The 26,177-nt window shown below is 66.9% G+C and carries 26 protein-coding genes; 13 read left to right on the top strand and 13 right to left on the bottom strand.

Features of this window, described 5'->3' with window-relative positions; translation table 11 throughout:
- Nucleotides 1-2: 2 nt before the first annotated feature.
- Nucleotides 3-1,904: a serine/threonine-protein kinase PknD gene (locus MNAB215_RS02835; protein ID WP_077078364.1), complete on the bottom strand. Its 1,902-nt coding sequence runs from the start codon at nt 1,902-1,904 to the stop codon at nt 3-5.
- Between the two features lie 44 nt (nt 1,905-1,948).
- The gene (gene pstS / locus MNAB215_RS02840) at nt 1,949-3,061 is read right to left on the bottom strand and encodes a phosphate ABC transporter substrate-binding protein PstS (protein ID WP_077077363.1); all 1,113 of its coding nucleotides are present in this window, start codon (nt 3,059-3,061) and stop codon (nt 1,949-1,951) included.
- 255 nt (nt 3,062-3,316) lie between these two features.
- On the opposite strand from pstS (MNAB215_RS02840), the gene MNAB215_RS02845 reads away from it, so the two are divergent.
- Genes MNAB215_RS02845 through MNAB215_RS02860 form a run of 4 tightly spaced genes read left to right on the top strand, consistent with a single transcriptional unit; the run spans nt 3,317 to nt 7,070 of the window.
- Nucleotides 3,317-4,087, top strand: a complete 771-nt coding sequence (locus MNAB215_RS02845; protein ID WP_077078365.1) for an ATP-binding cassette domain-containing protein — start codon at nt 3,317-3,319, stop codon at nt 4,085-4,087.
- A gap of 6 nt (nt 4,088-4,093) precedes the next feature.
- The gene (gene pstS / locus MNAB215_RS02850) at nt 4,094-5,209 is read left to right on the top strand and encodes a phosphate ABC transporter substrate-binding protein PstS (RefSeq protein ID WP_077077364.1); all 1,116 of its coding nucleotides are present in this window, start codon (nt 4,094-4,096) and stop codon (nt 5,207-5,209) included.
- A gap of 3 nt (nt 5,210-5,212) precedes the next feature.
- The gene (gene pstC / locus MNAB215_RS02855) at nt 5,213-6,211 is read left to right on the top strand and encodes a phosphate ABC transporter permease subunit PstC (RefSeq protein WP_077077365.1); all 999 of its coding nucleotides are present in this window, start codon (nt 5,213-5,215) and stop codon (nt 6,209-6,211) included.
- A 1-nt stretch (nt 6,212) separates the two neighbouring features.
- A complete protein-coding gene (locus MNAB215_RS02860; protein ID WP_077077366.1) occupies nt 6,213-7,070 on the top strand; it encodes a PstA family ABC transporter permease in 858 nt (285 codons plus the stop codon).
- On the opposite strand, the gene MNAB215_RS02865 is transcribed toward MNAB215_RS02860, so the two are convergent.
- The 6 genes from MNAB215_RS02865 to MNAB215_RS02890 all read right to left on the bottom strand — a co-directional run bounded on the left by MNAB215_RS02865 (nt 7,043) and on the right by MNAB215_RS02890 (nt 13,431).
- A complete protein-coding gene (locus tag MNAB215_RS02865) occupies nt 7,043-7,483 on the bottom strand; it encodes a response regulator (protein ID WP_077077367.1) in 441 nt (146 codons plus the stop codon). The two genes, MNAB215_RS02860 and MNAB215_RS02865, sit on opposite strands and share 28 nt — an antisense overlap.
- Nucleotides 7,480-9,072 carry a sensor histidine kinase gene (locus MNAB215_RS02870; RefSeq protein ID WP_077077368.1) on the bottom strand — a complete coding sequence of 531 codons (1,593 nt, stop codon included), beginning with the start codon at nt 9,070-9,072 and terminating at the stop codon, nt 7,480-7,482. Before MNAB215_RS02870 ends, MNAB215_RS02865 begins: the two co-directional genes overlap by 4 nt.
- On the bottom strand, nt 9,069-10,214 hold the full coding sequence (locus MNAB215_RS02875) for a PP2C family protein-serine/threonine phosphatase (protein ID WP_174604552.1): 1,146 nt from the start codon (nt 10,212-10,214) through the stop codon (nt 9,069-9,071). Before MNAB215_RS02875 ends, MNAB215_RS02870 begins: the two co-directional genes overlap by 4 nt.
- Nucleotides 10,215-10,494: 280 nt before the next feature.
- Entirely contained in the window at nt 10,495-11,664 is a 1,170-nt protein-coding gene (locus MNAB215_RS02880) for an acyl-CoA dehydrogenase (RefSeq protein WP_077077370.1), read from the bottom strand.
- 23 nt (nt 11,665-11,687) lie between these two features.
- Nucleotides 11,688-12,203: a 5-(carboxyamino)imidazole ribonucleotide mutase gene (gene purE / locus MNAB215_RS02885; RefSeq protein WP_077077371.1), complete on the bottom strand. Its 516-nt coding sequence runs from the start codon at nt 12,201-12,203 to the stop codon at nt 11,688-11,690.
- Nucleotides 12,196-13,431: a 5-(carboxyamino)imidazole ribonucleotide synthase gene (locus MNAB215_RS02890; protein WP_077077372.1), complete on the bottom strand. Its 1,236-nt coding sequence runs from the start codon at nt 13,429-13,431 to the stop codon at nt 12,196-12,198. Before MNAB215_RS02890 ends, purE begins: the two co-directional genes overlap by 8 nt.
- Nucleotides 13,432-13,554: 123 nt before the next feature.
- Between MNAB215_RS02890 and MNAB215_RS02895 the strand changes: the two genes are divergently transcribed.
- On the top strand, nt 13,555-14,214 hold the full coding sequence (locus tag MNAB215_RS02895; protein WP_077077373.1) for a GtrA family protein: 660 nt from the start codon (nt 13,555-13,557) through the stop codon (nt 14,212-14,214).
- Here MNAB215_RS02895 and MNAB215_RS02900 read toward each other — a convergent pair.
- The 3 genes from MNAB215_RS02900 to MNAB215_RS02910 are packed head-to-tail and all read right to left on the bottom strand — an operon-like array spanning nt 14,169 to nt 17,114.
- The gene (locus MNAB215_RS02900; protein ID WP_077078366.1) at nt 14,169-14,687 is read right to left on the bottom strand and encodes a PH domain-containing protein; all 519 of its coding nucleotides are present in this window, start codon (nt 14,685-14,687) and stop codon (nt 14,169-14,171) included. The genes MNAB215_RS02895 and MNAB215_RS02900 overlap by 46 nt on opposite strands.
- Before the next feature lie 10 nt (nt 14,688-14,697).
- Nucleotides 14,698-15,516, bottom strand: a complete 819-nt coding sequence (locus MNAB215_RS02905) for a biotin--[acetyl-CoA-carboxylase] ligase (protein ID WP_077077374.1) — start codon at nt 15,514-15,516, stop codon at nt 14,698-14,700.
- An 8-nt stretch (nt 15,517-15,524) separates the two neighbouring features.
- Nucleotides 15,525-17,114: an FAD-binding protein gene (locus MNAB215_RS02910; protein ID WP_077077375.1), complete on the bottom strand. Its 1,590-nt coding sequence runs from the start codon at nt 17,112-17,114 to the stop codon at nt 15,525-15,527.
- Nucleotides 17,115-17,153: 39 nt separating this feature from the next.
- On the opposite strand from MNAB215_RS02910, the gene MNAB215_RS02915 reads away from it, so the two are divergent.
- The 8 genes from MNAB215_RS02915 (at nt 17,154) to MNAB215_RS02950 (ending at nt 24,668) form a co-directional block, all read left to right on the top strand.
- The gene (locus MNAB215_RS02915) at nt 17,154-18,794 is read left to right on the top strand and encodes an acyl-CoA carboxylase subunit beta (RefSeq protein WP_077077376.1); all 1,641 of its coding nucleotides are present in this window, start codon (nt 17,154-17,156) and stop codon (nt 18,792-18,794) included.
- Nucleotides 18,791-19,039, top strand: coding sequence for an acyl-CoA carboxylase subunit epsilon (locus tag MNAB215_RS02920; protein ID WP_077077377.1), 249 nt, complete (start codon nt 18,791-18,793; stop codon nt 19,037-19,039). The genes MNAB215_RS02915 and MNAB215_RS02920 overlap by 4 nt, the downstream gene beginning before the upstream one ends.
- On the top strand, nt 19,036-19,668 hold the full coding sequence (locus MNAB215_RS02925; RefSeq protein WP_077077378.1) for a Maf family protein: 633 nt from the start codon (nt 19,036-19,038) through the stop codon (nt 19,666-19,668). The genes MNAB215_RS02920 and MNAB215_RS02925 overlap by 4 nt, the downstream gene beginning before the upstream one ends.
- Nucleotides 19,669-19,711: 43 nt before the next feature.
- Nucleotides 19,712-20,602, top strand: coding sequence for a sulfurtransferase (locus tag MNAB215_RS02930; protein ID WP_077077379.1), 891 nt, complete (start codon nt 19,712-19,714; stop codon nt 20,600-20,602).
- Entirely contained in the window at nt 20,602-21,021 is a 420-nt protein-coding gene (locus MNAB215_RS02935) for a SufE family protein (RefSeq protein ID WP_077077380.1), read from the top strand. Before MNAB215_RS02930 ends, MNAB215_RS02935 begins: the two co-directional genes overlap by 1 nt.
- Before the next feature lie 162 nt (nt 21,022-21,183).
- On the top strand, nt 21,184-22,074 hold the full coding sequence (locus MNAB215_RS02940) for a class I SAM-dependent methyltransferase (protein ID WP_077077381.1): 891 nt from the start codon (nt 21,184-21,186) through the stop codon (nt 22,072-22,074).
- Nucleotides 22,075-22,260: 186 nt separating this feature from the next.
- Entirely contained in the window at nt 22,261-24,057 is a 1,797-nt protein-coding gene (locus tag MNAB215_RS02945; RefSeq protein ID WP_077077382.1) for an acetyl/propionyl/methylcrotonyl-CoA carboxylase subunit alpha, read from the top strand.
- A 191-nt stretch (nt 24,058-24,248) separates the two neighbouring features.
- Complete coding sequence (locus MNAB215_RS02950; protein WP_077077383.1) at nt 24,249-24,668, top strand: STAS domain-containing protein; 420 nt, start codon at nt 24,249-24,251, stop codon at nt 24,666-24,668.
- On the opposite strand, the gene MNAB215_RS02955 is transcribed toward MNAB215_RS02950, so the two are convergent.
- Both MNAB215_RS02955 and MNAB215_RS02960 read right to left on the bottom strand, forming a co-directional pair.
- A complete protein-coding gene (locus tag MNAB215_RS02955; RefSeq protein WP_077077384.1) occupies nt 24,639-25,430 on the bottom strand; it encodes an RNA polymerase sigma factor SigF in 792 nt (263 codons plus the stop codon). The two genes, MNAB215_RS02950 and MNAB215_RS02955, sit on opposite strands and share 30 nt — an antisense overlap.
- The gene (locus MNAB215_RS02960) at nt 25,427-25,864 is read right to left on the bottom strand and encodes an ATP-binding protein (RefSeq protein WP_077077385.1); all 438 of its coding nucleotides are present in this window, start codon (nt 25,862-25,864) and stop codon (nt 25,427-25,429) included. Before MNAB215_RS02960 ends, MNAB215_RS02955 begins: the two co-directional genes overlap by 4 nt.
- Nucleotides 25,865-26,177: the final 313 nt, after the last annotated feature.

Consider the following 26,177-nt stretch of genomic DNA (forward strand, 5'->3'; position numbering starts at 1 on the left):
TCTCAGGGTGCCAGCTTCACGGTCCGGTCGTTGCCGCGGTCGGCGACATAGATGCTCCCGGCGGCATCCACCGTCACCCCCAAGGGGGTGTTGAGTCCGGTCAGCGGCAGCGCCGTGGGAGTGTTCGACCCGGCCGGCAGCTTCAGCACCTGATTGCCGTCGTGTTCGGTGACGAACACGTCGCCGGCGTTGTCGCCCGCGATGCCCCACGGCGCCGAGACGCTGCCGAAGGGGAGCACGGTCTGGGCGCTGGACCCGGCCGGCAACATCACTCCCCGGTCGTTGTCGGTGTCGGTAACGAAGACGTTGCCCGCCGGGTCCACCGCCACACCGTCGGGATTCTTGAGCCCGCTGAACGGCAGCACGGTCTGGGTGCTCGACCCGGCCGCCAGCTTCACCACCCGGCTGTTGCCGCGATCGGCGACATACACGCTGCCCTGCCCGTCGACAGCCACACCTTCGGGATAGTTGAGGCCGCTGAACGGCAGCACGGCCTGGGCACTCGACCCGGCCGCCAGCTTCACCACCCGGTTGTTGAAATCGGCGACGTAGACGGTGCCCGCGCTATCCACCGCAAGCCCCTGCGGCTGGTAGAGCCCGCTGAACGGCAGCACCGTCGGGCTGCTCGACCCGGGCGGCAGCTCGACCACCCGGCCGTACATGCCCTCACTGGTGACGTACACATCGCCGGCCTTGTCCAGCGCCACCCCGCCCGGAGACAGGCGGAAGTCAATCCCGTTGAACGGCAACACTGTTTGACCCGAAGTCGGCTGCTTGGCTGCCGCCGACGGCCGTGTCTGCAGGTACCCGGTGGTAGCGACGGCGGCGATCACCAACAGCACGGCAGCGCCGGTGAGCAGCCACCGCCTGCGCTTGCGGTCATCGGTGCGCGCGAAATCCGGTTGGGGCGCCAGCGATTGCGGGCCGGACGGCGGGCGCGACACCGGCGGGACCGGCGGCCCGGTGCGTCGCCAACCGCCCCCGTCTTCCTCCCAGAACAACGGCCGGACCATGGTGTCGCCGTTCAGTATCCGCGCATCCTGGCCTTGCCGCAGGATCGTGGCTTCCTGGTACTGGTGGGGTTCGGTGAGCGCCTCGTGGGCCGCCGCGGCCAGATCGCCTGCGGTGAAAAAGCGGTCGACCGGATTTTTCGCCATGCCCTTGCCGATCACCTGATCCAGCGCACGCGGCACGCGGCCCGGGCGCAGCTCGCTGGGCCGCGGCACCGGCTCGAGCAGGTGCGCGGCGATCAGCCGCTCGACGCTGTCGGCGCGGTAAGGCGGTGCGCCGGTGAGACATTCGCCCAGCACGCAGGCCAGCGCGTAGATATCGGAGCGGTAGGTCACTTCATCGCCGGTGAACCGCTCCGGGGCCATGTAGTTGTAGGTCCCGATGGCGATTCCGCTCTGGGTCAGGCCCGGGTCGGTGGCGGCACGCGCGATGCCGAAATCCAGCAGATAGGCGAAGTCGTCGTCGGTCAGCAGGATGTTCTCCGGTTTGACGTCGCGGTGGGTGATGCCGTTGGCGTGCGCGGCGTCCAGGGCGGCCGCGATCTGGTCGACGATGGCCACCGTTCGCGCCGGGGCCAGCGGGCCGTAATTGGTGAGCAGGCTGCGCAACGAGGTCCCGTCGATCATCCGCATCTCGACATAGAACTGGCCGTCGATGTCACCGTAGTCGTGGATGGGCACGATGTGTGGTTCGGTCAACCGCCCCGCGGTGTCCGCCTCGCGCTGCATCCGAGCGCGAAATGTGGCGTCGGTGGAGAACTCTCGCGAGATGAGCTTCAGTGCGACGACCCGGTGCTTACGCGTGTCCTCGGCCTGATAGACCTCGCCCATTCCGCCACTGCCCAACAGCCGCTTCAACTGATACGGCCCGAACCGGGTTCCTACTCGCGACATGGTTTCGTTCACCGTCCACGCTCCCTTCGAAAACTCTTCGGCGACTACGAAATCGCATTGACTGCGGTGGCGATTTTCGATTGCAAGGAGCTGGGCAACGGAATCGATCCGTATTGGTCCAAGCCGACCTGGCCCGGCCCAATTGCGGCCTGCATGAACGCTTTAACGGCCGTGCCGGTCGCCGCATCGGGATACTTCGAGCAGACGATCTCGTAGGTCGGCTCCACGATGGGATACGCGCCGGCTTGTGTCGGCTTGTAGAACGACGATGTGTCGACCACCAGGTCGTTGCCCTGACCCTTGAAGCTGACGCCGGCCAGTGTCTTGCTGACCGAGTCGGTGCTGATAGCCACCGCATCCGGGCCGGCCGGGGTGATGATCTGGGCCATGCTCAGCTGGCGGCCCACCCCGAACGACCACTCGTTGTAGGTGATCGACCCGTCGGTGTTCTGGACTTCCGCCGAGGTGCCGTTGTCCCCGACGCCGCCGTCGCCGACGCCGCCGTTGAACGCCTGGCCGGCGCCCTTGCCCCAGGCGCCGCCCGACGCGGCGACGAGGTATTGCTGGAAGTTGGAAGTGTCGCCGGATTGGTCACTGCGGAAGAAGACGTGGATGGGCACCGACGGCAGATTGGTGCCCGGGTTGAGCGCCTTGATCGCCGGGTCGTCCCACCTGTTGATGGCACCGTTGAAAAGCCTTGCGAGCGTGGGAGCGTCGAGCTTCAGCGTGTTCACGCCGCTGATGTTGTAGGTGATCGCGATCGGCTCGAAGACCGTCGGCAGATCCCACGCCGGCGAGCCGCACCGCTGCGTCGCACGGTCGACCTGACCCTTGGTGGGGTCGAGCGGATCGCCGGACCCCGCGAGATCGCTGACGTTGTTGGCGAAATCGGTTACCCCGGCACCGGAGCCGTTGGCGTTGTAGTCCAGCGTGTATCCCGGGCACGACCGGACGTAGGCGTACACGAACTGTTCCATCGCGTTTTCTTGCGCGGTGGCACCGCTACCCTTGAGCTGCTTCTTGCCGCCGCATTGCACCGCCGACGGCGCGGGGCCAGATCCTGAGGACGAGGCGTGGGTGCTGCCGCCGCATGCCGACAACGCCAGGGCACAGACGGCCACGAGACTCAAGGTGACACCGGCTCGGTTGCGCTTCACGCCGAACTCCTCTCGCCAGCCCCCGTTGGTATCGAAGCCAGGAAACCTGGGCGGACGATGAGCGACGCCTCTGAGGAAAATCAGAGAATGGCTCCGATCGCCGAAGATGGGCGCAGGGTGAGCGGACGCTTTGAAGATATCCAGAGGTTGGCTGCGCGCGGCGATTAACCGGGTTTCGCGACGTAGCTTGATGGAGTGTTGACCACCCCAGAACGGCTCGACGACCAGACCACTACTGACGTAACGGCTTTCGCCATGCGAGCGCTAAACCTGACCCTGAGCTTCGCCGACAGCACTGTGCTGCGCGACGTGAGCCTGGACTTTTCCGAGCGCACGGTGACCACCTTGCTGGGACCGACCGGCTCGGGCAAGACTACTTTCCTGCGCACCCTGAACCGCATGAACGACAAGGTATTTGGCTACCGCCACCAGGGCGACGTGTTGTTGGGCGGACAGAGCATCTTCAGCCGCGGCGACCTGATGGAGTTTCGGCGCAGGGTCGGCATGCTGTTCCAGCGCCCGAATCCGTTTCCGATGTCGATCGTCGACAACGTGGTCGCCGGTGTGCGCGCCCACAAGATGGTGCCGCGCAAGCATCTCAAAGGCGTGGCCGAGGCCCGGCTGGTCGAGGTGGGCCTATGGGATGCCGTGAAGGACCGGCTCGGCGATTCGCCGTTCCGGCTCTCCGGTGGTCAGCAGCAGTTGCTGTGCCTGGCCCGTGCCCTCGCGGTGAATCCGGAGGTGCTGCTGCTCGACGAGCCCACCTCCTCGCTGGACCCGGCCACCACCGAGAAGATCGAAGACCTCATCCGATCCCTTACCGGTCGACTCACGGTGATCATGGTGACTCACGATCTCGCCCAGGCCGCCCGGATCGGGGACCGCACCGCCTTGTTCTTCGACGGCAGGCTCGTCGAGGAAGGGCCCACCGAGCAGTTGTTCTTTTCACCACAACAGCCCGAAACCGCCCGGTACGTTTCGGGGCTGTTCGGCGACCGCAGGCCACTCGGGGGACGAGAAAGGTAATACTCCATGAAGATTCGTTTGCGAGTGCTGACCGTCGCGGTGCCGGTGCTGCTGGCCGCGGCCGCCTGCGGGTCGACCTCGACGGGCGGTTCGACGGGCACCGGAACCACGTCGGGTAATCCGGCCACGTCGCCCGCGACGTCCAAGGTCGCGTTGTCCGAAACCGGTGCCACCGAGCTGTATCCGTTGATGAACCTGTGGGCTCCGGCGTACAACGCGAAATATCCCAACATCTCGATCACCACCGGAAGCACCGGATCGGGTGCCGGGATCTCCCAGGCCGCGGCGGGGGCGGTCAACATCGGCGCCTCCGGTGCCTATCTGTCCGCGGGTGACCTGTCGTCGCACCAGGGCCTGATGAACATCGCCCTGGCGATCTCCGCCGAACAGGTCAACTACAACCTGCCCGGCGTCACCGAACACCTCAAGCTCAACGGCAAAGTGTTGGCGGCGATGTATCAGGGCACCATCAAATCCTGGAACGACCCGCAGATCGCGGCGCTCAACCCCGGGGTGAATCTGCCTGCCACACCGGTGGTTCCGCTGCACCGGTCCGACGGATCCGGCGACACCTTCGTGTTCACCCAGTATCTGTCCAAGCAGGATCCCGACGGCTGGGGCCGCTCGCCCGGCTACAACACCACCGTCGACTTCCCCGCGGTGTCCGGCGCACTGGGCGAAAACGGCGCCGGCGGCATGGTCACCGGCTGTGCGCAAACCCCCGGCTGCGTCGCCTACATCGGCACCAGCTACCTCGACCAGGCCACCCAGAAGGGCTTGGGCGAAGCCGAATTGGGCAACGCCTCGGGCAATTACCTGCTGCCCGACGCCCAGAGCGTGCAGGCCGAAGCCGCGAGCTTCGCCCCGCAGACTCCGGCGGACGAGGTGATCTCGCTGATCAACGGGCCCGCCGCCAACGGATACCCGATCGTGAATTACGAGTACGCGGTCGTGTACAGCAATCAGAAGGATCCCGCCGTCGCGCAAACGATTCAGGCCTTCCTGCACTGGACGGTCGCCGACGGCAGCGGCCGCCAGTTCTTGGACCAGTTCCACTTCCAGCCGCTGCCCGCCGCGGTGGAGAAGCTGTCCGACAGCCAGATCGCCAAGATCGCCAGCTGAGCGGTGACCGGCTATTCGCCCCGCCTGGTGCGGTGGGCCGGCGCGGTGGCCGCGGTGCTCCCGCTGCTCGTGCTGGTGTTCGTGTTGGGAGTGCTGCTCATCGAAGCGGCGGGCGCGATCAAAGTCAATGGGCCGCACTTCTTCACCGGCACCGCGTGGAATCCGGGCAACACCTACGGCGACACGGTGGTCAGCCACGGCGTCGCACATCCGATCGGCGCCGACTACGGGGCGCTGCCGTTGATCGTCGGCACCCTGGCGAGTTCGGCGATCGCGCTGATTGTCGCGGTGCCGGTGTCGGTTGGCGCGGCCTTCGTGATCGCGCAGCGGTTGCCCCGACGGCTCGCCTCGGCCGTCGGGGTGGTGCTCGAATTGCTCGCCGGCATCCCGAGCGTCGTCGTCGGGCTCTGGGGCGCAATGACATTCGGGCCGATCATCGCCCACCGCGTCGCACCGGTCATCGCCCGTAATGCGCCGAACGTGCCGGTACTCAACTACTTTCGTGGCAACACGGGAAACGGCGAGGGCATGCTGGTGTCCGGCCTGGTGCTGGCGGTGATGATCATCCCGATCATCGCCAGCACCTGCCGCGACCTGATCCGCCAGGTGCCTTCGCTGCCCCGCGAGGGCGCGACCGCGCTGGGGATGTCGGATTGGGAGTGCGCACGCAGGGTCACCCTGCCGTGGGTGTCCAGCGGCATCGTCGGCGCCGTGGTGCTGGGGCTCGGGCGTGCGCTGGGCGAGACGATGGCCGTCGCCATGGTCTCTGGCGCGGAGTTGGGTGCGATGCCCACCAATATCTACTCGACGATGACCACCATCGCCGCCACCGTGGTGTCGCAACTGGATTCGGCGTTGACCGATTCGTCGAACTTCGCGGTCAAGACGCTGGCGGAAGTGAGCCTGGTGCTGTTGGTGATCACCGTGGCGACCAATGTGGCCGCCCGCCTGCTGGTGCGCCGGGCCTCTGGTGTTGCCCTACCCGTCGGGCGAGGGGTGTGACATGTGGTCGGTCGCGGCCCGGCGCAGGACGGTCGACGTGGCGTTCTGGGTGTGCTGCTTCGCCGGGCTGGCGGTGGTGATCATCCCGACGCTGTGGATGCTGATCGGCGTGGTCGGCCGCGCCCTGCCGGTGTTCCATTTCAGCGTGCTGGTGCAGGACAGCCAGGGCAACGGCGGCGGCCTCCGCAACGCCATCGTCGGGACGGTGGTGCTCGGCCTCGGGGTGTTGTTGGTCGGCGGCACCGTGAGCGTGCTGGCCGGGATTTATCTGTCCGAATTCGCCACGGGCAGAACACGATCGATTCTGCGGGGCGCCTACGAGGTGCTGGCCGGTGTCCCCGCCATCGTGCTCGGCTATGTCGGCTACCTCGCACTCGTGGTGGACTTCGGCTGGGGCTTCTCACTGGCGGCCGGGGTATTGGTGCTGTCGGTGATGAGCATTCCGTACATCACCAAGGCCACCGAGTCGGCGCTGCATCAGGTCCCGACGTCCTACCGGGAAGGAGCGGAGGCACTCGGGCTTCCGGTCAACTGGACGCTGCGCAAGATCGTCCTGAAGCCCGCGCTTCCCGGGATCGTCACCGGCATGCTGGTGGCCCTGGCGCTGGCGGTCAGCGAGACGGCACCGATGCTCTACACCGCGGGCTGGTCGGCGTCGCTGCCGACGGGACAACTCACCGGATCACCGGTCGGCTATCTGACGTATCCGATCTGGACGTTCTACAACCTGCCGTCGAAGTCGGCGCAGGACTTGTCCTACGACGCGGCGTTCCTGCTGATCGTCTTTCTGCTGCTGCTGATTGCCGCCGGGCGGCTGATCACGTCGGTGTTTCAGACGCCGGGAAGCCGCACGACCTGAAGGAAGAATTCGTCGATCTGCCGGACCGCACTGATGAATTGGTCGAGATCGACCGGCTTGGCGACATAGGCGTTCGCGTGCAACCTATAGCTGCGCAGGATGTCCTCCTCGGCCGAGGAGGTGGTGAGCACGACGACCGGGATGCGCGCGAGGTCGGCGTCGGACTTGATCTTTTCCAGCAGCTGCCGGCCGTCGTATTTCGGCAGGTTCAAGTCGAGCAGGATGAGATCGGGCCGTGGCGCGTCCTCGAACCCGTTGCGGCGGTACAGGAAGTCCAGGCCTTCCTCCCCGTCGTGCGCGACATGCAGCCTGTTCTGGAACTTGTTGTGCTCCAATGCCTCCCGGGTGATGAGCTCGTCGCCGGGGTCGTCTTCGACAAGCAGGATCTCGATCGCTCGGCCGGCTGGTGTCATTGATGGGCTCCTTCCAGGGTGGCTTGGTGGTCGGTCGGCACAGCGATGGGCAGGGTGAATTCGAACCGGGTTCCATCGGTGTAACGGGTGTCGATCCGGACGGACCCGTCGTGGTACTCGATGATCTTCTTCACCAGCGCCAGTCCCACGCCGGTCCCGGGATACACCTCGCGACCGTGCAAGCGCTGAAAGATGACGAAAACCTTGTCGGTGAACTCCTCGGCGATGCCGATTCCGTTGTCCGACAACGTGAATAACCATGTGTGACCATCGTTGCTGCGTTGACAGTCGATGACGATCCGTGGCGAGCGATCGACGTGGCGGAACTTGATGGCATTGCCGATCAGGTTCTGCCACAACATCGTCAACAGGGTGGAGTCGCCGATGACGCGGGGCAGCGGTTGCGGTGGCCGGACCACCTCGGCGTCCGACTCCTCGATCGCGGCAGCGAGATTGGCCACGGCCGCATCCAGCGTGGCGTCCAGGTCGACCTCGGCCTGCTTGCTGTTCACCCGGCCCACGCGGGAGAAACTGAGCAAATCGTTGATCAGCACCTGCATGCGTTTGGCGCCGTCGACCGCGAAATTGATGTACTCGAGGCCGCGTTCGTCGAGCTTATCGCCGTACCGCTTCTCCAGCAGCTGGCAGAACGACGCGACCTTGCGCAGGGGCTCCTGCAGGTCGTGGGAAGCGACATAGGCGAACTGCTCGAGTTCGGCGTTGGAACGGCTCAGCTCGACGGTCTGGGCGTCCAGCCGCGCCTCGGCCGCCCGCGAGATCTCCAGCGACGACACCAGCCGCTGGCGCATGTTCTCCACGTCGATCGCCATTTCGTGAATATCCCTGGGCCGACGCGGAATTGAGATGGTTTCGGCGAAGTTGCCGTCGGTGATCCGGCGGCAGGACGCGGCCAGTGCCGTCAGCGGAACGGTGATCGCGGCCCGCGTCAGGAAGCCCAGCAGAATGGCCATGCCGAAGAAGAGCAGCACGATCGAGCCGAGCACCCGGTCGCGCCAGCCGTTGATGTTGTTGACCTGGTTCTTCGCGTGCACGGACGCTGCGGCCAAATCCACGTTCTGCGTGTCGAAAAGCCCACGCAGATGGTCGAATTCAGCCTTGCCGCGATCGGCGATCTCGCCGCTCACCACGGCGGGTGCGTTGGGGCTCACGCTCGCGATGAGCGGCTCGGCGTACGTCGACCGCCATGCCGACGACGCTCGCTCGATCGCATCCAGATCGGCGATCAGCTCCGGGCGCCCACCGACGAGCCGCCGGATGTCTTCGGCCGCCGCATGTTCGGCTTGTTGCCCGTCGTAGTAGGGCGTGAGGAACTGCCGGTCGGCGGCGATGAGGTAGCCGCGGACGCCTGTTTCCTGGTCGCGCAACGCCGCCTGCAATTGAGTTGCGGCCACCCGCGCCGGCTGAATCTGCTGGCTCAGACTGCGCGACTCCGCGTCGGTGCGATTCAGCAGCGCCGCGCCCACCAGGGCGCCCGCCAGCACCAGCACGCCCATGCCGAACAGCGTCAGGGCCAGCCAGCCGCGCACGGTCAGCTTGGCGCGGCGCAGCGAATGCATGTGGTTGGTCATGTGGCGGTCCGTTCCACGCGCACCACGGCGATGTCGTCGGTGAGTCCCCCGCGGGGCTGAGCGAGCTTCTCGGCGCCGTCGATCAGCGCGTCGACGAACTCCGGACCGGCCAGATCCGCGTGCGCACGGGCCAGTTCGAGCAGCCCGTCCTCGCCCAGACGCGCGTTACCGGGCCCACAATATCCCTCGAACAGTCCGTCGGTGAGCAGCAGAAGTCCTTGTCCCACCGGCAATTCCAGCTCGCACACCGGCCAGTCGTCGGCGCGCAGACCCAGAGCAGGCCCGGCCGGCGGCTCGATCCATTCGACCGCCGCACCGTGGTGCCGCAACATCCCGGGGTGGCCGGCCCGGATCGCGGTGATGCGCGGGCCGTCCGCCGGGATCTCCAGGCTCAGTACGGTCGCGAAGATCCCGGTATCGGTCCGTTCCGCGCGCAGCATCCGTTCGAGCTGACGCATCAGTTCGGTGCCGCGCACCCCGGCGAAAGTGAGCGCGCGCCATGCGATCCGCAGTGCCGCGCCCAACGCCGCCTCGTCGGGGCCGTGTCCCGCGACGTCACCGTTGAGAACGTGCACCACCCGGTCCGGCGTTTGCACGACGTCGTAGAAGTCGCCGCACAGCAGCGCGTCGACCCGGCTTGGCCGGTACCTGGCGACGATCTCGACGCCCGGGTTGTCCAGCAGCAGCGGCGAGGGCAGCAGGCCACGTTCGAGCAACGCGTTCTCGCGTGCTCGGAGCTGGCTGGTGTGCAGGTCAGCGGCAATGAGCTCGACCCGCTTGCGCTCGATCGCGTACAGCACCGCCCGCCGCAGCATCTCGGGTTCGACCCGGCCCTTGACCAGGTAATCCTGCGCACCGGCCGCGACCGCGGACGCCCCGAAGTACTCGTCGTTGAGCCCGGTCAGCACGACGATGGGGACGGTCACATCGTGTTTCGCAATGCGGTCCAGCGCGTCCATGCCGCTGGCATCGGGCAGGTTGAGGTCCAACAGCACGCAGTCGGGCCTTGTGGTGGACAGTTCGCGCTCGGCGTGGGCTATCGACTGCGCCCACACCACGCGGATGTCGTCGACCGCCTCGGCGATCAGCTCTTCCACCAGGACCGCGTCGGCCCGGTCGTCCTCGACCAGCAGCAGCGACAACGCCTGCCGGTTGGCCACCGACGTCACCGGGCTACGCACTGGCGTTGGTTCCAAGCGGGCGTCCGCGGAGAGCCACGTCCTTCACTTAACACCCCCTGGGCGCGATAAGGGCTTTGCTCAGTGGACGGCGCTCCGACCACTTGGCCGCAGCGCCGATCGAAGCCCTACGCATGCCCGCTACCATCCCGAATGGTTTGAGTTTGGCGTGAGCTTAGTTGCAACAGCCAATCTTATTCGGCGGGCAGGTGTTTTTTGCCACCGGGTGCCGAAGGAACGCGGATCAGCGCAGCAGCGCCCGCGACATCACCACACGCTGAATCTGGTTGGTGCCCTCGTAGATCTGGGTGATCTTGGCGTCACGCATCATCCGCTCGACGGGGAAGTCGATGGTGTAGCCGGCGCCGCCGAACAGCTGCACGGCGTCGGTGGTGACCTCCATTGCGACGTCGGAGGCAAAACACTTGGAGGCGGCCGAGATGAACCCGAGGTTGCCTTCCCCGCGCTCGGCCCGGGCGGCCGCGCTGTAGACCATCAGGCGCGCCGCCTCCACCTTCATCGCCATGTCGGCCAGCATGAACTGCACACCCTGGAAGTCGCTGATCGCCTGGCCGAACTGCTTGCGGTCCTTGGTGTAGGCGATGGCGGCGTCGACCGCGCCCTGGGCGATGCCCACGGCCTGGGCGCCGATCGTCGGGCGGGTGTGGTCCAGCGTGGCCAGCGCGGTTTTGAAGCCGGTGCCGGGCTCACCGATGATCCGGTCGCCGGGGATGCGGCAGTCCTCGAAGTACAGCTCGGTGGTGGGCGAACCCTTGATCCCGAGCTTGCGCTCCTTCGGGCCGACGGTGAAGCCCTCGTCGTCGATGTGCACCATGAACGACGAGATGCCGTTGGCGCCCTTGTCGGGGTCGGTCACCGCCATCACGGTGTACCAACTCGACTTGCCGCCGTTGGTGATCCAGCACTTGGCGCCGTTGAGAATCCAGCCGTCGCCGTCGGCCTTGGCCCGGGTCTTCATCGCGGCCGCGTCGCTGCCGGCTTCCCGCTCGCTCAGCGCGTAGGACGCCATCGCGGTGCCGTCGGCGATCGACGGCAGGACCTGCTTCTTCAACTCCTCGGAGCCGCGCAGGATCAGGCCCATGGTGCCCAGCTTGTTCACCGCGGGGATCAGCGAGGCCGACGCGTCCACGCGCGCGACCTCTTCGATGACGATGCACGCCGCGACGGAGTCGGCGCCCTGACCGCCGTACTCCTCCGGCACATGCACCGCGTTGAAGCCCGACGCGTTCAGCGCGTCGAGCGCCTCCTGCGGGAAGCGCGACTTCTCGTCGACTTCGGCCGCGTGGGGGGCGATCTCCTTTTCCGCCAGCGCGCGAATCGCGGCGCGCAATTCGTCGTGTTCCTCCGGCAGCTTGAACACATCAAACGTGGGGTTTCCGGCCCATCCAGCCATCTCGCGAGCCTCCTAATCTTCTGTTACTCGCCGGTAACTTTACCCTGGAGCTGTTGCAGGGCCGCATCCTTGGCCCGCACCGTCTCGGCCAGCTCGTCCTGGAAGGCGACGATCCGGGCGCGCAGCGCCGGGTCGGACGAGCCGAGCATGCGCACCGCCAGCAGGCCGGCGTTGCGTGCGCCGCCGATCGAGACCGTGGCCACCGGCACGCCCGCGGGCATCTGCACGATCGACAGCAGGGAGTCCAGGCCGTCCAGCCGTCCCAGTGGCACCGGTACGCCGATCACCGGTAGCGGCGTCGCCGCGGCGACCATGCCGGGCAGGTGGGCCGCGCCGCCGGCACCGGCGATGATCACCTCGAGGCCGCGATCGGCCGCGCCGCGGGCGTAGTCGAACATCACCCCCGGGGTGCGATGCGCCGAGACCACCCGGACCTCGGCCGGCACGTCGAATTCGGCCAGCGCGGCGGCGGCGTCCTGCATCACCGCCCAGTCACTGTCGCTGCCCATGATCACGCCGACGCGGGGGGTATCAGCCATGTGGATCCCATCCGTCCGTCCACTGCCCATGTGCCAACCAGTCTGCCGCTAGCGCGGCGCGTTCACGCAGCTTCGCCGGGCTTTCCAGGTCGGCGGAGGTGCCGAGGAAGTTGACGTGGCCAATTTTCCTCCCCGGTCGCTCGCCCTTGCCGTACAGGTGGACCCGGGCGTCGGGCATGCGTGCGTAGAGATGGTGCAGCCGCTCGTCCAGGGTCATCGCGGGCTGCTGCGCGGCGCCCAGCACGTTGGCCATCACGGTCACCGGCACGACGGCATCGGTGCCGCCGAGCGGATAGTCCAGCACCGCACGCAGATGCTGTTCGAATTGGCTGGTGCGGGCGCCGTCCATGGTCCAGTGCCCGGAGTTGTGGGGCCGCATGGCGAGCTCGTTGACGAGCAGGGCGCCGTCGCGGGTCTCGAACAACTCGACCGCGAGCACACCCACCACGCCGAGTTCGGCGGCAAGTCGCAGCGCCAGCTGCTGTGCGGCGGCGGCGGACTCCTGGGGCAGCTCGGGCGCCGGGGCGATCACCTGCACGCAGATCCCGTCGGCCTGCACCGTCTCGACCACCGGCCACGCCGCGCCCTGACCGAACGGCGAGCGCGCCACCAGCGCCGACAATTCGCGGCGCAGCGCCACGCGTTCCTCGACCAGCACCGGCACCCGAGAGGCCAGATAGGCCTCGACGATCTCGCGGGCGTGGCCCACGTCGCGGGCGAGCTGCACCCCCTTGCCGTCGTAGCCGCCGCGGGCGGCCTTGACCACGATCGGTCCGTCCACCCGCGCCGCGAAGGCGTCGACGTCGGCCGCGCTCTGGATGGCCGCATAGCGCGGCACCGCGGCGCCCAGCTCCTCGAGCCGCCGCCGCATCACCAGCTTGTCCTGGGCGTGCACCAGCGCCTGCGGCGGCGGCGCCACGTTGACCCCCTCGGCGACCAGCTTCTCCAGCAGATCGGTCGGGACGTGCTCGTGGTCGAACGTCAGCACGTCGGCCCCGGCCGCAACCCGGCGCAAATCCTCCAGATCGGTGTGCGAACCGATCACCACATTGGGGGTGACCTGGGCCGCCGGCTCGTCGTCGGCGAGGGCCAGCACCCGCAGGTTCTGACCCAGCGCGATCGCGGCCTGATGCGTCATCCGGGCGAGCTGGCCGCCGCCGACCATCGCCACCTGGGGGCACCTCCCGCTTGCGGGCGGCGGGCTGGGTGTACTCGGCACGGCCATCATGGTGTCACGGCGAACAATGCCGCCCCAAAACCCGCATCGAAAGGTGTGTTGACCAGGCACCGACACAAAATTGTTATGTACCATTTTGCGCCATTTTTGCGTGCGAACGTACACTCACGTCTTGTGTCCTTCGCCGATGCCACCATCGCGCGTTTGCCCGGGATCTTTCAGCCCTATGCGCAACGCCATCACGAATTCATCAAATTCGCCATCGTGGGCGGCACTACCTTCGTTATTGACTCGGCGATTTTCTACACGCTGAAGCTGACGATTCTCGAGCCCAAGCCGGTGACGGCCAAGGTAATCGCCGGAATCGTCGCGGTGATCGCGTCCTACGTGCTGAACCGGGAATGGAGCTTCCGCGACCGGGGCGGCCGCGAACGCCACCACGAGGCGCTGCTGTTCTTCGCGTTCAGCGGCGTGGGCGTGCTGCTGAGCATGGCGCCGCTGTGGGTCTCCAGCTATGTCTTCGGACTGCGGGTCCCGACGGTCTCGCTGACCGTGGAGAACGTCGCTGACTTCATTTCCGCCTACGTCATCGGCAACCTGCTGCAGATGGCGTTCCGGTTCTGGGCGTTCCGGCGCTGGGTGTTCCCCGACCAGCTGGCACCCGTCGCGGACGAGGTGCTGGAATCCGCGCTTACCGCCGGCGGAATCGCCGAAGTCTTCGAAGACGAGATCGAGCGCGGCAACGTCACGCTGCTGCGCGCCTGGCGCAACCGGGCCAGCCGGTCGGGTCAGCTCGGCGATTCCTCGGAACCCAGGGTGTCGAAGACTTCGTGATACAGCAGCGAGTGCACCTCGCGCAGTCGCGGAATGTTGTAGAACTCCAACGGATCTTGTGACGCCGACTCGATAATCAGCGTCCCGGTGCGAAACATCCGCTCGGTCAGCTTGTCCCGGAATTCCACGCTGTTGATCCGCGCCAGCGGAATGTCGATGCCGCTGCGGGTCAGCACGCCGTGCCGAAACATCACCCGCCGGTTGGTGACGACGAAATGGGTGGTCAGCCAGGTCAGCAACGGCCACAGCGTCAGCCAGCCGATCACCACGAGCCAGATTCCCCAGATGACGCCGTAGATGATGTTCTTGGCGAGCTGCTCCCAATGCGTGGAGTTGAGGTAGCCGGAGCCGAACGCCGCCAGGCCGGTCGCTGAGATGAACACCACGACGGGCCAGATCAAGCGCTTCCAGTGTGGGTGGCGGTGTATGACGATCTGCTCGCCGGCCGCCAGGGCGTTATCGGGATAACTCATGGTCGCGACCTTAGCCGCGCAGATGAACGACGTCACCAGCCGAAACCACGACGGTTTCGCCGTCGGTCTCCACGCAGAGCCTGCCCTGGTCGTCGACACCGCTTGCGATGCCGACGACTTCGGAGTTCCCGGGCAGCTGCGCGCGTACGCGTTTGCCGATGGTCAGGCTGCGGGCCCGGTAGTCGGCCGCGAGCTGCCAGTCCGCACCGCGCGCCGCCCGCCACGCGACGACGCGGTCCCCGAGTTCACGCAGCAGCCGCACCACCAGCCGGCCGCGGTCGGGGGCGGCGACCCCGAGGTCGAGCAGCGAGGTCGCCCCGACGCCGTCGGGCGCTTGAGTTACGTTGAGCCCCAAGCCAATTACCACAAACGGGCGGACCACCTCGGCGAGAATGCCGGCCAGCTTGCCCGGGGCGTCCGGCGGGCCGGCCAACACGTCGTTGGGCCACTTGAGGCCGGCCTCGATCCCGCTGCCGTCAAGCAGTGGCGCCAGCGCGTCGACGACCGCCACACCGGTCGCCAGCGGCAACCAGCCCCAGCCTTCGGTCGGCACGTCGACGACACTCACCCCGACCGACATGGTGATCTGCGCGCGCGGGGCGGCCGACCAGGTGCGGCCGTGCCGGCCGCGACCGGCGGTCTGATGCTCGGCGATGAGCACCGCCCCGGCGATGTCGGTTCCCGCGGCCGCGCGGGCCATCAAATCGGCGTTGGTGGAACCGGTTTGCTCGACGATGTCGAGCCGGCGCCAGCCCAGTCCGGTGCCGATCAACTCGGCTCGCAGGGCGGCAGCGTCCAGTGGCGTCCTGAGGTCGTCGCGGTCCATCACCGGCCGGCCTAGGAGCTTCGCCGGGCCCGCATGTCCAGCACGGCCACGTGGCTGAACAGCATGCTGGTCCCGATCGGATTGCCACCGGCCGGATACGCGGTGCCGCTGGGCGCGGCCATCGTGTTGCCCGCCGCGTACAGCCCGCTGATGGGGTTGCCGGCCGTGTCGAGTACCCGCGCCGCGGCGTCGGTGCGCAAGCCCCCCTTGGTGCCCAGGTCGGACAGGCCGAACGCCGCGGCGTGATACGGCGGCGAGTCGATTGCCACCAGCGGCGAGGCGCCCGCCGAGAAAGCCCGGTCGAAGGCCTCGTCGCCCCGGCCGAAATCCTCGTCGCCACCGCAGGCGGCAAAACCGTTGAACCGCAACACCGTTGCCACCAGATTTGCCGGAGGTACCCCGATCTTGGCGGCCAGTTCCTCGAGGGTGTCCGCGGTGTGCCACAGGCCGGCGGCGACGTACTTCTCGGTCTCGACGATCGACACGTTGGCCGCCTTGACGGGCGGCACCTCACCTTCCTTGTCGTCGTAGATCATCCAGTACGGCAACGTCATTGACCCGTCCTGCAGCTGCGCGATGATCTCGCGACCGGCCCGGTCGTAGGCCCGTGACTCGTTGACGAACCGCTCCCCGTTCTGATTGACGAAGATGCCGCCGGTGAACCACAGCGCAAACGCGGAACGGCCGTCGGGATGGGTCATGCCCGGTGACCACCAGGCCTGATCCAGCAGGTCGGTGTCCGCGCCCACGGCGATGCCGGCCTGCAGCGCCAGACCACGACTTCCCGGGCCGCCCATGGTGTCTCGCGCCACTCCCGGCACCCCGTACGCGCGGCGCAACTCGTCGTTGCCTTCGAAGCCGCCGGCGGCCAGCAGCACGCCCAGGCGGGTGCGGATCGCGCGGCGCTCGCCCCCGCTCTCCACGATCGCCCCGATCACCCGCTTGTCGGGGCCGTCCGAGCGCACCAGCTCGACCAGCGCCGTGTCGCGCCGTAGTGACGCGTTCGGATACTGCCCGATGGCCTTGAGGAATCGCGCGATCAGCGCGCGGCCCCCGAGGTAGTAATCGGCGGGCGTGTCGGCCCCGAGCCGATCGGTGTCCAGCGGCCCGCGGATCGCGTCGCGCAGTTCGGGAGCGGCGGCCACCTTCAACGGCTTCGCGGCGATGTGGCGCTGACCGTCCAGGCGCGCCTTCGGCGCCTTGCCGTAGTAGTCGGGCCACGGCAGCGGCACGAATTTGATGTCCGGATCCTGCTCCAGGTACTCGATCAACGGCGCGCCGCCCCGGACGAACGCCTCCTGCAGTTCGCGTGGTGTCCGGTCTCCGACGACGGCGCGGTAGTAGGTGAGCGCATCCTCGATGGTGTCGTCGGAGCCCGCACGGATCAGCACGGGATTGCAGGGGAACCAGACCCCGCCCCCGCCGGAGTAGGCGGTCGTGCCGCCGAATTTGTCGGTCGCCTCGACCAACAGCACATCGAGGCCTTCGCGCGCCGCGGTGTAGGCACCGGCGACCCCGCCGCCGCCCGATCCCGCGACGAGAACGTCGTGCTCCTCGCTCCATTGAATTGAAGGACCCAAGTCGACTCCAAGGCTGCCCATAGACGACTGAGACTATCCGCGCCCGTAACATCGACTCCCATGACAAGCGTTACCGACCACACCGCGGAGCCCGCCGCCGAGCACACCATCGACATCCACACCACCGCGGGCAAGCTGGCCGAGCTGCACAAGCGCCGCGAAGAGGCGCTGCATCCGGTGGGCGAAGAGGCCGTCGAGAAGGTGCATGCCAAGGGCAAGCTGACCGCCCGCGAGCGCATTCTTGCGCTGCTGGACGACGATTCGTTCGTCGAGCTCGACGCGCTGGCCAAGCACCGCAGCTCCAACTTCGGGCTGGAGAACAACCGCCCGCTCGGCGACGGCGTGATCACCGGCTACGGCACCATCGACGGCCGCGACGTCTGCATCTTCAGCCAGGACGCCACGGTCTTCGGCGGCAGCCTGGGCGAGGTGTACGGCGAGAAGATCGTCAAGATCCAGGAGCTGGCGATCAAGACCGGCCGCCCGCTGATCGGCATCAACGACGGGGCGGGCGCGCGGATCCAGGAGGGTGTCGTCTCGCTGGGCCTCTACAGCCGCATCTTTCGCAACAACATCCTGGCGTCGGGCGTCATCCCGCAGATCTCGCTGATCATGGGGGCCGCCGCGGGTGGGCACGTGTACTCTCCCGCCCTGACCGACTTCGTGGTGATGGTCGACCAGACCAGCCAGATGTTCATCACCGGACCCGATGTCATCAAGACCGTCACCGGCGAGGACGTCACCATGGAGGAACTCGGCGGGGCCCATACCCACATGGCCAAGTCGGGCACCCTGCACTACGTCGCGTCCGGCGAGCAGGACGCCTTCGAATGGGTGCGCGACCTGCTGGGCTACCTGCCGCCCAACAACTTCACCGATCCGCCGCGTTACGCCGAGCCGGTGCCCGAAGGGTCCATCGAGGACAACCTGACCGACGAGGACCTCGAGCTGGACACCCTGATCCCGGACTCGCCCAACCAGCCGTACGACATGCACGAGGTGATCACCCGAATCCTCGACGACGACGAATTCCTGGAGATCCAGGCGGGTTACGCGCAGAACATCGTCGTCGGATTCGGCCGCATCGACGGCCGGCCGGTCGGGATCGTGGCCAACCAGCCCACGCAGTTCGCCGGCTGCCTGGACATCAACGCCTCGGAGAAGGCGGCCCGCTTCGTGCGGACCTGCGACTGCTTCAACATCCCGGTCGTCATGCTGGTCGACGTGCCCGGCTTCCTGCCCGGCACCGGCCAGGAATACAACGGCATCATCCGCCGCGGCGCCAAGCTGCTGTTCGCCTACGGCGAGGCCACCGTCCCGAAGATCACGGTCATCACCCGCAAGGCCTACGGCGGCGCCTACTGCGTCATGGGCTCCAAGGACATGGGCTGCGACGTCAACATCGCCTGGCCGACCGCGCAGATCGCGGTGATGGGCGCCTCCGGTGCGGTCGGCTTCGTCTACCGCCAGCAGCTCAAGGAGGCCGCCAAGGAGGGCAAGGACGTCGACGAGCTGCGGTTGCAGCTGCAGCAGGAGTACGAGGACACCCTCGTCAACCCGTACGTCGCCGCCGAGCGCGGCTACGTCGACGCGGTGATCCCGCCGTCGCACACCCGGGGCTACATCGCCACCGCGCTGCGGCTGCTGGAGCGCAAGATCTCGCATCTGCCGCCGAAGAAGCACGGGAACATACCCCTATGAGCGACGAAACTCCCACGACCGAAGAGCCGCAGCAGCCGCAGGCGCCCCACATCAAGATCCTCAAGGGGCGCCCCACCGACGCGGAGCTGGCCGCGCTGGTCGTCGTTCTGGGCAGCGCCGGCGCTGCGCTCCCGGCCCCGCAACAGGAGAGCACCCGCTGGGGGCTTCCGGTCGACAGGCTGCGCTACGCGATCAGCAACTATCAGCGAATTACCTTGCAGGAACGCGTACACATGCACCGATGACCCGGCTGGTGCTGGGTTCGGCCTCGTCCGGTCGCCGCAGGGTGCTGCGCGGGGCCGGTATCGATCCGCTGGTCGTGGTCTCCGGCGTCGACGAGGACGCGCTCATCGCCGGCCTGGGGCCGCTGGCTTCGACGGGCGAGGTGGTGTGCGCGCTGGCCCGGGCCAAGGCCGAGCAGGTGGCAGGCGTTCTGCAGCCCGCTGTCGCGGCCGATTGCGTTGTCGTTGGCTGTGATTCGATGCTCGAAATCGACGGCCGGCTGTGCGGCAAACCGGGATCGGCCGACGCCGCGGCGGGCCAGTGGCGCGTGATGGGCGGCCGCTCGGGCCTGCTCCACACCGGGCACTGCGTGCAGCGCCTGCGCGACGGTGCAATCACCCATCAGCGGGTCGAATCAGCCTGTACCACAGTGCATTTCACTAAGCCAACGGACGCGGATCTGCAAGCCTACGTTGCCACCGGCGAGCCTCTGCACGTCGCCGGGGCATTCACCCTGGACGGGCTGGGCGGCTGGTTCGTCGACGGGATCGAGGGCGATCCCTCGAACGTCGTCGGACTGAGCCTGCCGCTGCTGCGACGACTGCTGAGCGACGTCGGACTATCCGTCAACGCACTGTGGGCGCAGCACTAGTCACGGCGGGCACCGCTTCGCGCCCTCACGGTAGGCTCGGTCCGTGCCGCTCCCCCCGGATCCCAGCCCCACCCTCGCCGGTTACGCCCACCCCGAACGATTGGTCACCGCCGACTGGTTGTCGGGCCACCTGGGCTCACCCGGCCTGGTGATCGTCGAGTCCGACGAAGACGTCTTGCTCTACGACGTCGGCCATATTCCGGGCGCGGTCAAGATCGACTGGCACACCGACCTCAACGACCCGAGGGTGCGCGACTACATCAACGGCGAACAGTTTGCCGAACTGATGGACCGCAAAGGCATTGCCCGCGACGACACCGTGGTGATCTACGGCGACAAGAGCAACTGGTGGGCCGCCTATGCGCTGTGGGTCTTCACGTTGTTCGGCCACCCCGACGTGCGGCTGCTCAACGGTGGACGCGACCTCTGGCTTGCCGAACGGCGCGACACCACCCTCGAGGTCCCGACCAAGACGTCGAGTGGCTACCCCGTTGTCGCGCGCAACGACGCACCGATCCGCGCCTTCAAGGACGACGTGCTGGCCATCCTGGGCAGTCAGCCGCTGATCGACGTCCGCTCGCCCGACGAATACACCGGCAAGCGCACCCACATGCCCGACTATCCCGAAGAGGGCGCGCTGCGCGCCGGCCACATCCCCACCGCTCGGTCGATTCCGTGGGGCAAGGCGGTCGACGAGAGCAGCCGATTCCGCAGCCGCGCGGAACTCGACGAGCTGTACAGCTTCCTAGGCCCCGACGACAAGACCGTGGTCTACTGCCGCATCGGCGAGCGCTCCAGCCACACCTGGTTCGTGCTCACCCACCTGCTCGGCAAGCCGGACGTGCGGAACTACGACGGTTCGTGGACCGAGTGGGGCAACACCGTGCGCGTGCCCATCGTCGCGGGCGAGAGCCCGGGAGCAGTACCGGCCTGATGACCCTGCCCGCCCCCTTGGCCGAGGTGGTGTCCGACTTCGCCGAAGTCCAGGGCCAGGACAAGCTGAAGCTGTTGCTGGAATTCGCCGACGACCTGCCTGCGCTGCCCGATGACCTCGCCGAAGCGGCGATGGAGCCCGTTCCCGAGTGCCAGTCGCCGCTGTTTCTACATGTCGACGCGCATGACCCGAACCGGGTTCGGTTGTATTTCAGCGCGCCCGCCGAAGCGCCGACCACCCGCGGCTTCGCCTCGATCCTGGCCGCCGGCCTCGACGAGCAATCCGCCGCCGACATCCTGGCGGTGCCCGAGGATTTCTACAGCGAGCTCGGTCTGGCCGCTTTGATCAGCCCGCTGCGGCTACGCGGCATGTCGGCGATGCTGGCCCGCATCAAGAGGCGTTTGCGCGAGACGGGTTGAGAGGGACCGGGTATCAGCCGCGGACGAATCGAGCGCCGGCGAAGTCAACAAGAAATCCCCTGGCTGTGCTTAAGACACGCGTTGATTTTAATTGAACAGTGACCTGGGTTCGCTAGCAACCGTCTAGGATTTCACCGTGATTGACAGCAACCGAGGTGGGCGTTGACGAAATCCTTGAACGAAGTTGAGGCGATTACAACTTTCTTGAGGGATGAGATCGAGGTAGAGGAGGTCGACGGGATTGCACGCGTACGACTTTCAAGAACCTCACCGGGGATAGAAGCCAACGCGTACTATTTCGGTCACCCGAAATGGGCGGATAGCTGGCTTCGCCATGTACACCGGTACCCGGAGCTGAGGGACCGCTGGCTGGCGGCGGCCGGAAGCTGGGACGACCGCGTCGTCGTTGATATCGGTTGCGGTCCAGGCAATCTCTTCGCCTGCGTCGGCACCAGACCTGACGTTCTTATCGGGGTCGATGTCGCAGAGGGAAGTCTGCGAATCGCCAAGACTCAGGGCTACCTGCCGCTTCTGGCTGACGCACAGGACCTACCATTCAGAAACGCTTTTGCCGACTTGGTTGTTCTCAACGGATCCCTTCATCATATAGACGACATGACCGCTGCTTTAAGGGAAGGCGCCCGCCTCGTGAAACCCGGCGGATACCTGGTCACTGACCATGATCCGCAGCGCTCTGCATGGAATTTCCGCGGTTTCGGCAAATTACTATGGGAATTGCGGCGACCGATCTACCGAGCGTTGGAAAGAGGAGGCCATAGCGCCGTCGGAGATGAGGGAACATGGGCGCTTCGCACCGAGCTGCACCACAAACCCGGCGACGGGGTGTCGAGGGAATGGTTTCTCGAGACGCTGGAACCGCTGGGGTTTGAGGTGCGCACTTATCCGCACAGTCATCGCGTAGGCGCCGCAGCCCTGGACGGCGAGATGGGCCGGCCGCCGATGCAGATTCGCATAGGCCAACTGCTCTCAGGTATCGGCAGTAGCACCCCAGCGGGTGCACTGAGCCTGATGTGCGTTGCCCGGCGCACATGACCGTTAGCTGAGCGAAACTCGCGGCTACGGTTGTCACTCGTCAACCTTCTGTGCCCGAGACGGGTTGACTGGGACCGGGTATCGGCGCTCTCGGCGCGCCGCCTAAACTTCCCCCGACAAGACTTGTAAGAAATTCTCTTAGAGACATCTCTGAGATTGAGAACGTCGATTCCCACAGGAGGCGCAGTGGCCAGTCACGCCAGCTCAAGGATCGCCAAGGTGCTCATCGCCAACCGCGGCGAGATCGCCGTCCGGGTGATCCGGGCGGCCCGCGATGCGGGCCTGTCCAGCGTGGCGGTGTACGCCGAGCCCGACGCCGACGCACCACACGTGCGGTTGGCCGACGAGGCGTTCGCCCTGGGCGGTCAGACCTCCGCCGAGTCCTACCTGGACTTCGGCAAGATCCTCGACGCCGCCGCGAAGTCCGGCGCCAACGCCATCCACCCCGGCTACGGCTTCCTGTCGGAGAACGCCGACTTCGCCCAGGCGGTCCTCGACGCCAACCTGATCTGGATTGGGCCCAGCCCGCAGTCCATCCGCGACCTCGGCGACAAGGTCACCGCCCGCCACATCGCCGCCCGCGCGCAGGCGCCGCTGGTGCCCGGCACCCCCGACCCGGTCAAGGACGCTGACGAGGTGGTCGCCTTCGCCGAGGAGTACGGCGTGCCGATCGCCATCAAGGCGGCGTTCGGCGGCGGCGGCCGCGGCATGAAGGTGGCCCGCACCCTCGAGGAGATCCCCGAGCTGTTCGAGTCGGCCACCCGCGAGGCGGTCGCGGCGTTCGGCCGCGGCGAATGCTTCGTCGAGCGCTACCTGGACAAGCCGCGCCACGTCGAGGCCCAGGTGATCGCCGACCAGCACGGCAACGTCATCGTCGCCGGCACCCGTGACTGCTCGCTGCAGCGCCGCTTCCAGAAGCTGGTCGAGGAGGCGCCCGCGCCGTTCCTGACCGACGCGCAGCGCAAGGAGATCCACGAGTCCGCCAAGCGCATCTGCAAGGAGGCCCACTACTACGGGGCCGGCACCGTCGAATACCTGGTCGGCCAGGACGGCCTGATCTCCTTCCTCGAGGTCAACACGCGTCTGCAGGTCGAACACCCGGTTACCGAGGAGACCGCCGGCATCGACCTGGTGCTGCAACAGTTCAAGATCGCCAACGGCGAAAAGCTCGACCTCACCGAGGACCCGACACCGCGGGGGCACGCCATCGAGTTCCGGATCAACGGCGAGGACGCCGGACGCGGCTTTTTGCCGGCGCCCGGTCCGGTCACCCGGTATGACATCCCCACCGGACCCGGCGTCCGGCTGGACTCCGGTGTCGAGGCCGGTTCGGTGATCGGCGGCCAGTTCGACTCGATGCTGTCCAAGCTGATCGTGTACGGCGCCACCCGCGAGGAGGCGCTCGCGCGCTCCCGGCGGGCCCTGGACGAATTCCACATCGAAGGCCTGGCCACGGTCATCCCGTTCCACCGCGCCGTGGTGTCCGACCCCGCCTTCATCGGCGACGGCGACAGCTTCTCGGTACACACCCGCTGGATCGAGACCGAGTGGAACAACACCGTTGAGCCCTTCACCGCCGGTGAGCCCCTCGACGACCAGGATGCCCAGCCGCGGCAGAAGGTGGTCGTCGAGGTCGACGGCCGCCGGGTCGAGGTTTCGCTGCCCGGCGATCTGGCGCTCTCGGGCGGCGGCGGTGGCGACGCTCCCGGCGTCATCCGCAAGAAGCCCAAGCCGCGGCAGCGTGGCTCGCACGGCGGCGCAGCGGCGTCCGGTGACGCGGTCACCGCGCCCATGCAGGGCACCGTGGTCAAGGTCGCGGTCGAGGAAGGCCAGCAGGTCGCCGCGGGTGACCTCGTGGTGGTCCTGGAGGCGATGAAGATGGAGAACCCGGTCACCGCGCACAAGGACGGCACCATCACCGGCCTCGCGGTGGAAGCAGGCGCCGCCATCACCCAGGGCACCGTGCTCGCCGAGATCAAATAGCTGCCCGTTTCTGGGAATCAGCTAGCAAACGCTGTCGCCCCGGCCCGAGCACGAGTAGGGTTCGAGACAGGTTGAGTTCACAGCCGTCCGGATCACGTCTGCGCCGCCGAAAGTGAACTCCCGAACTTTCAGCATCGTTAGGTATGTGACGTCATCCACGACACGAATCCTCGATGTGAGGGAGACAAGCAATGTCTGTGGCTCAATCTTGGCAGCAATGCCGCACCGCCCAATTCAGCGTGCAATGGCACGCGTCGGGCACCGTTATCACCGCCGACGGTGAACTCGACGCCGCGAACTCCGATCAGCTCGCCAGCTATGTTCAGCGCAATGTCAGCCGCACCAAGCGGGTGATCCTCGACCTGCGCGGCCTGGAATTCATTGGTACTGCCGGCTTTTCGGCATTACATCGAATCAATGTGGCGTGCTCTTTCGCCCAGGTGCATTGGGCGATGGCGCCCAGCGCGGCGGTGTGGCGGCTCTTGCGGGTCTGCGACCCCGACGGCACTCTGCCGGTCACCGATGAGCTGGACGAGCCGCTGCTCAAGGCGGCGGGCTGGGCCAAGGGCTACCAGCGCCCGCTACTCCAGCTGGTCCCGCAGGCGCGTTAGCGACTTCGCCAGCAGCCGCGACACGTGCATCTGCGAGATGCCGACCCGGTCGGCGATCTGCGTCTGTGTCATCGAATCAAAGAACCTGAGCACCAACACCATTCGCTCCCGCTCGGGCAGTCCTTCGAGCAACGGACGTAACGCCTCGCGGTCCTCGATCCGATCCAGACTGGCATCCACATCGCCCAATGTGTCGGCGATCGCCCGGGCGTCGTCGTCTTCGGCGCTGCCGCTACCGCTGTCGATGGACAGGGTGTTGTAGGAGCTGCCCGCCACCAGACCCTCGACAACTTCGGCGCGGTCCATGTCCAGTTCTTCGGCGAGTTCGGTTGCCGTGGGCGCCCGGCCCAGCCGCTGGGACAGCTCGGCGGTGGCGGTGCCCAGCCGCAGATGCAGTTCCTTGAGCCGCCGGGGAACCTTGACCGACCAGCTGTTGTCGCGGAAGTGCCTGCGGACCTCGCCCATGATCGTGGGCACCGCGAACGACACGAAGTCCGATCCAGCGTCGACGTCGAAGCGCGCCACGGCGTTGACCAATCCGACCCGCGCAACCTGAACCAGGTCGTCGCGCGGCTCGCCCCGGCCCTCGAAGCGGCGGGCGATGTGATCGGCCAGCGGCAGGCAGCGCTCCACGATCTTGTCCCGCTGGCGCTGGAACTCCGGCGAATGGCCGTCGACGCTGGCCAGCTCGCGGAACATCGCCGGAACGTCGGCGTATTCGTTTGGGCGCGAACTCGAAGCACCGGCAGCTTGCGCTGTCACCTGCTGGTTGCCGCCCGTCGCGCCGTCAGCCTGATGCCGAAGAGGCTGCCGGTTTCCTTGGGGTCGCGACCATCCTGGAAGGTCTGGACATCGTCGGCCAGTGACGTCAGGACATGCCAGCTGAAACTGCCGGGCGCCACCACATCATGGGTCTCGCATTCCGCGGAAGCCTCGACGATCAAGACGTCCGCTCGCGGGTCGACCACGACGGCCAGCATCGCGTCGGGGGTAGCCGACCGGATCAACCGGGTGCACACCTCGTCCACGGCGAGCCGTAAGTCCGCGACGGCATCGAAATCCAAGTCTTCGAACGTGCCGATCGCACCGACCAGCGTGCGCAGCATTGCCAAATTCTCCAGCCGCGCAGCGACGTGCAATTCAACAGCGCGATGCCCGCGTTGGTGATTATTACCGGGCACTCCGGCATCCGTCATATGGTCTCCCGGCAATGTTTGACTCACACTACTCCTCGCTTTGGAGCGCGCCTCGGACGTTACTTTCGAGCCGTTTACTCATGATCGCCGCCGAGTAATCCGCGCCCGACATGAACCTGACATAACCCAACCCGGACGCGCGCGCTCCCGCGCGTGGCGGTGATTGTCGGGATTTCGCTGATCATACTGTCGCTCTGGTTGTCGCTAGGTACTGCGGGCCCTAGGTGATTCCGTTTCCCATGATGAGCGCAGCACGCTAACGCGCGAATATCGACAGCACTGGCCATGGTTTAGACCTGATACCCACAGATCC

The sequence above is a fragment of the Mycobacterium numidiamassiliense genome, assembly GCF_900157365.1.
GTDB classification, from domain to species: domain Bacteria; phylum Actinomycetota; class Actinomycetes; order Mycobacteriales; family Mycobacteriaceae; genus Mycobacterium; species Mycobacterium numidiamassiliense.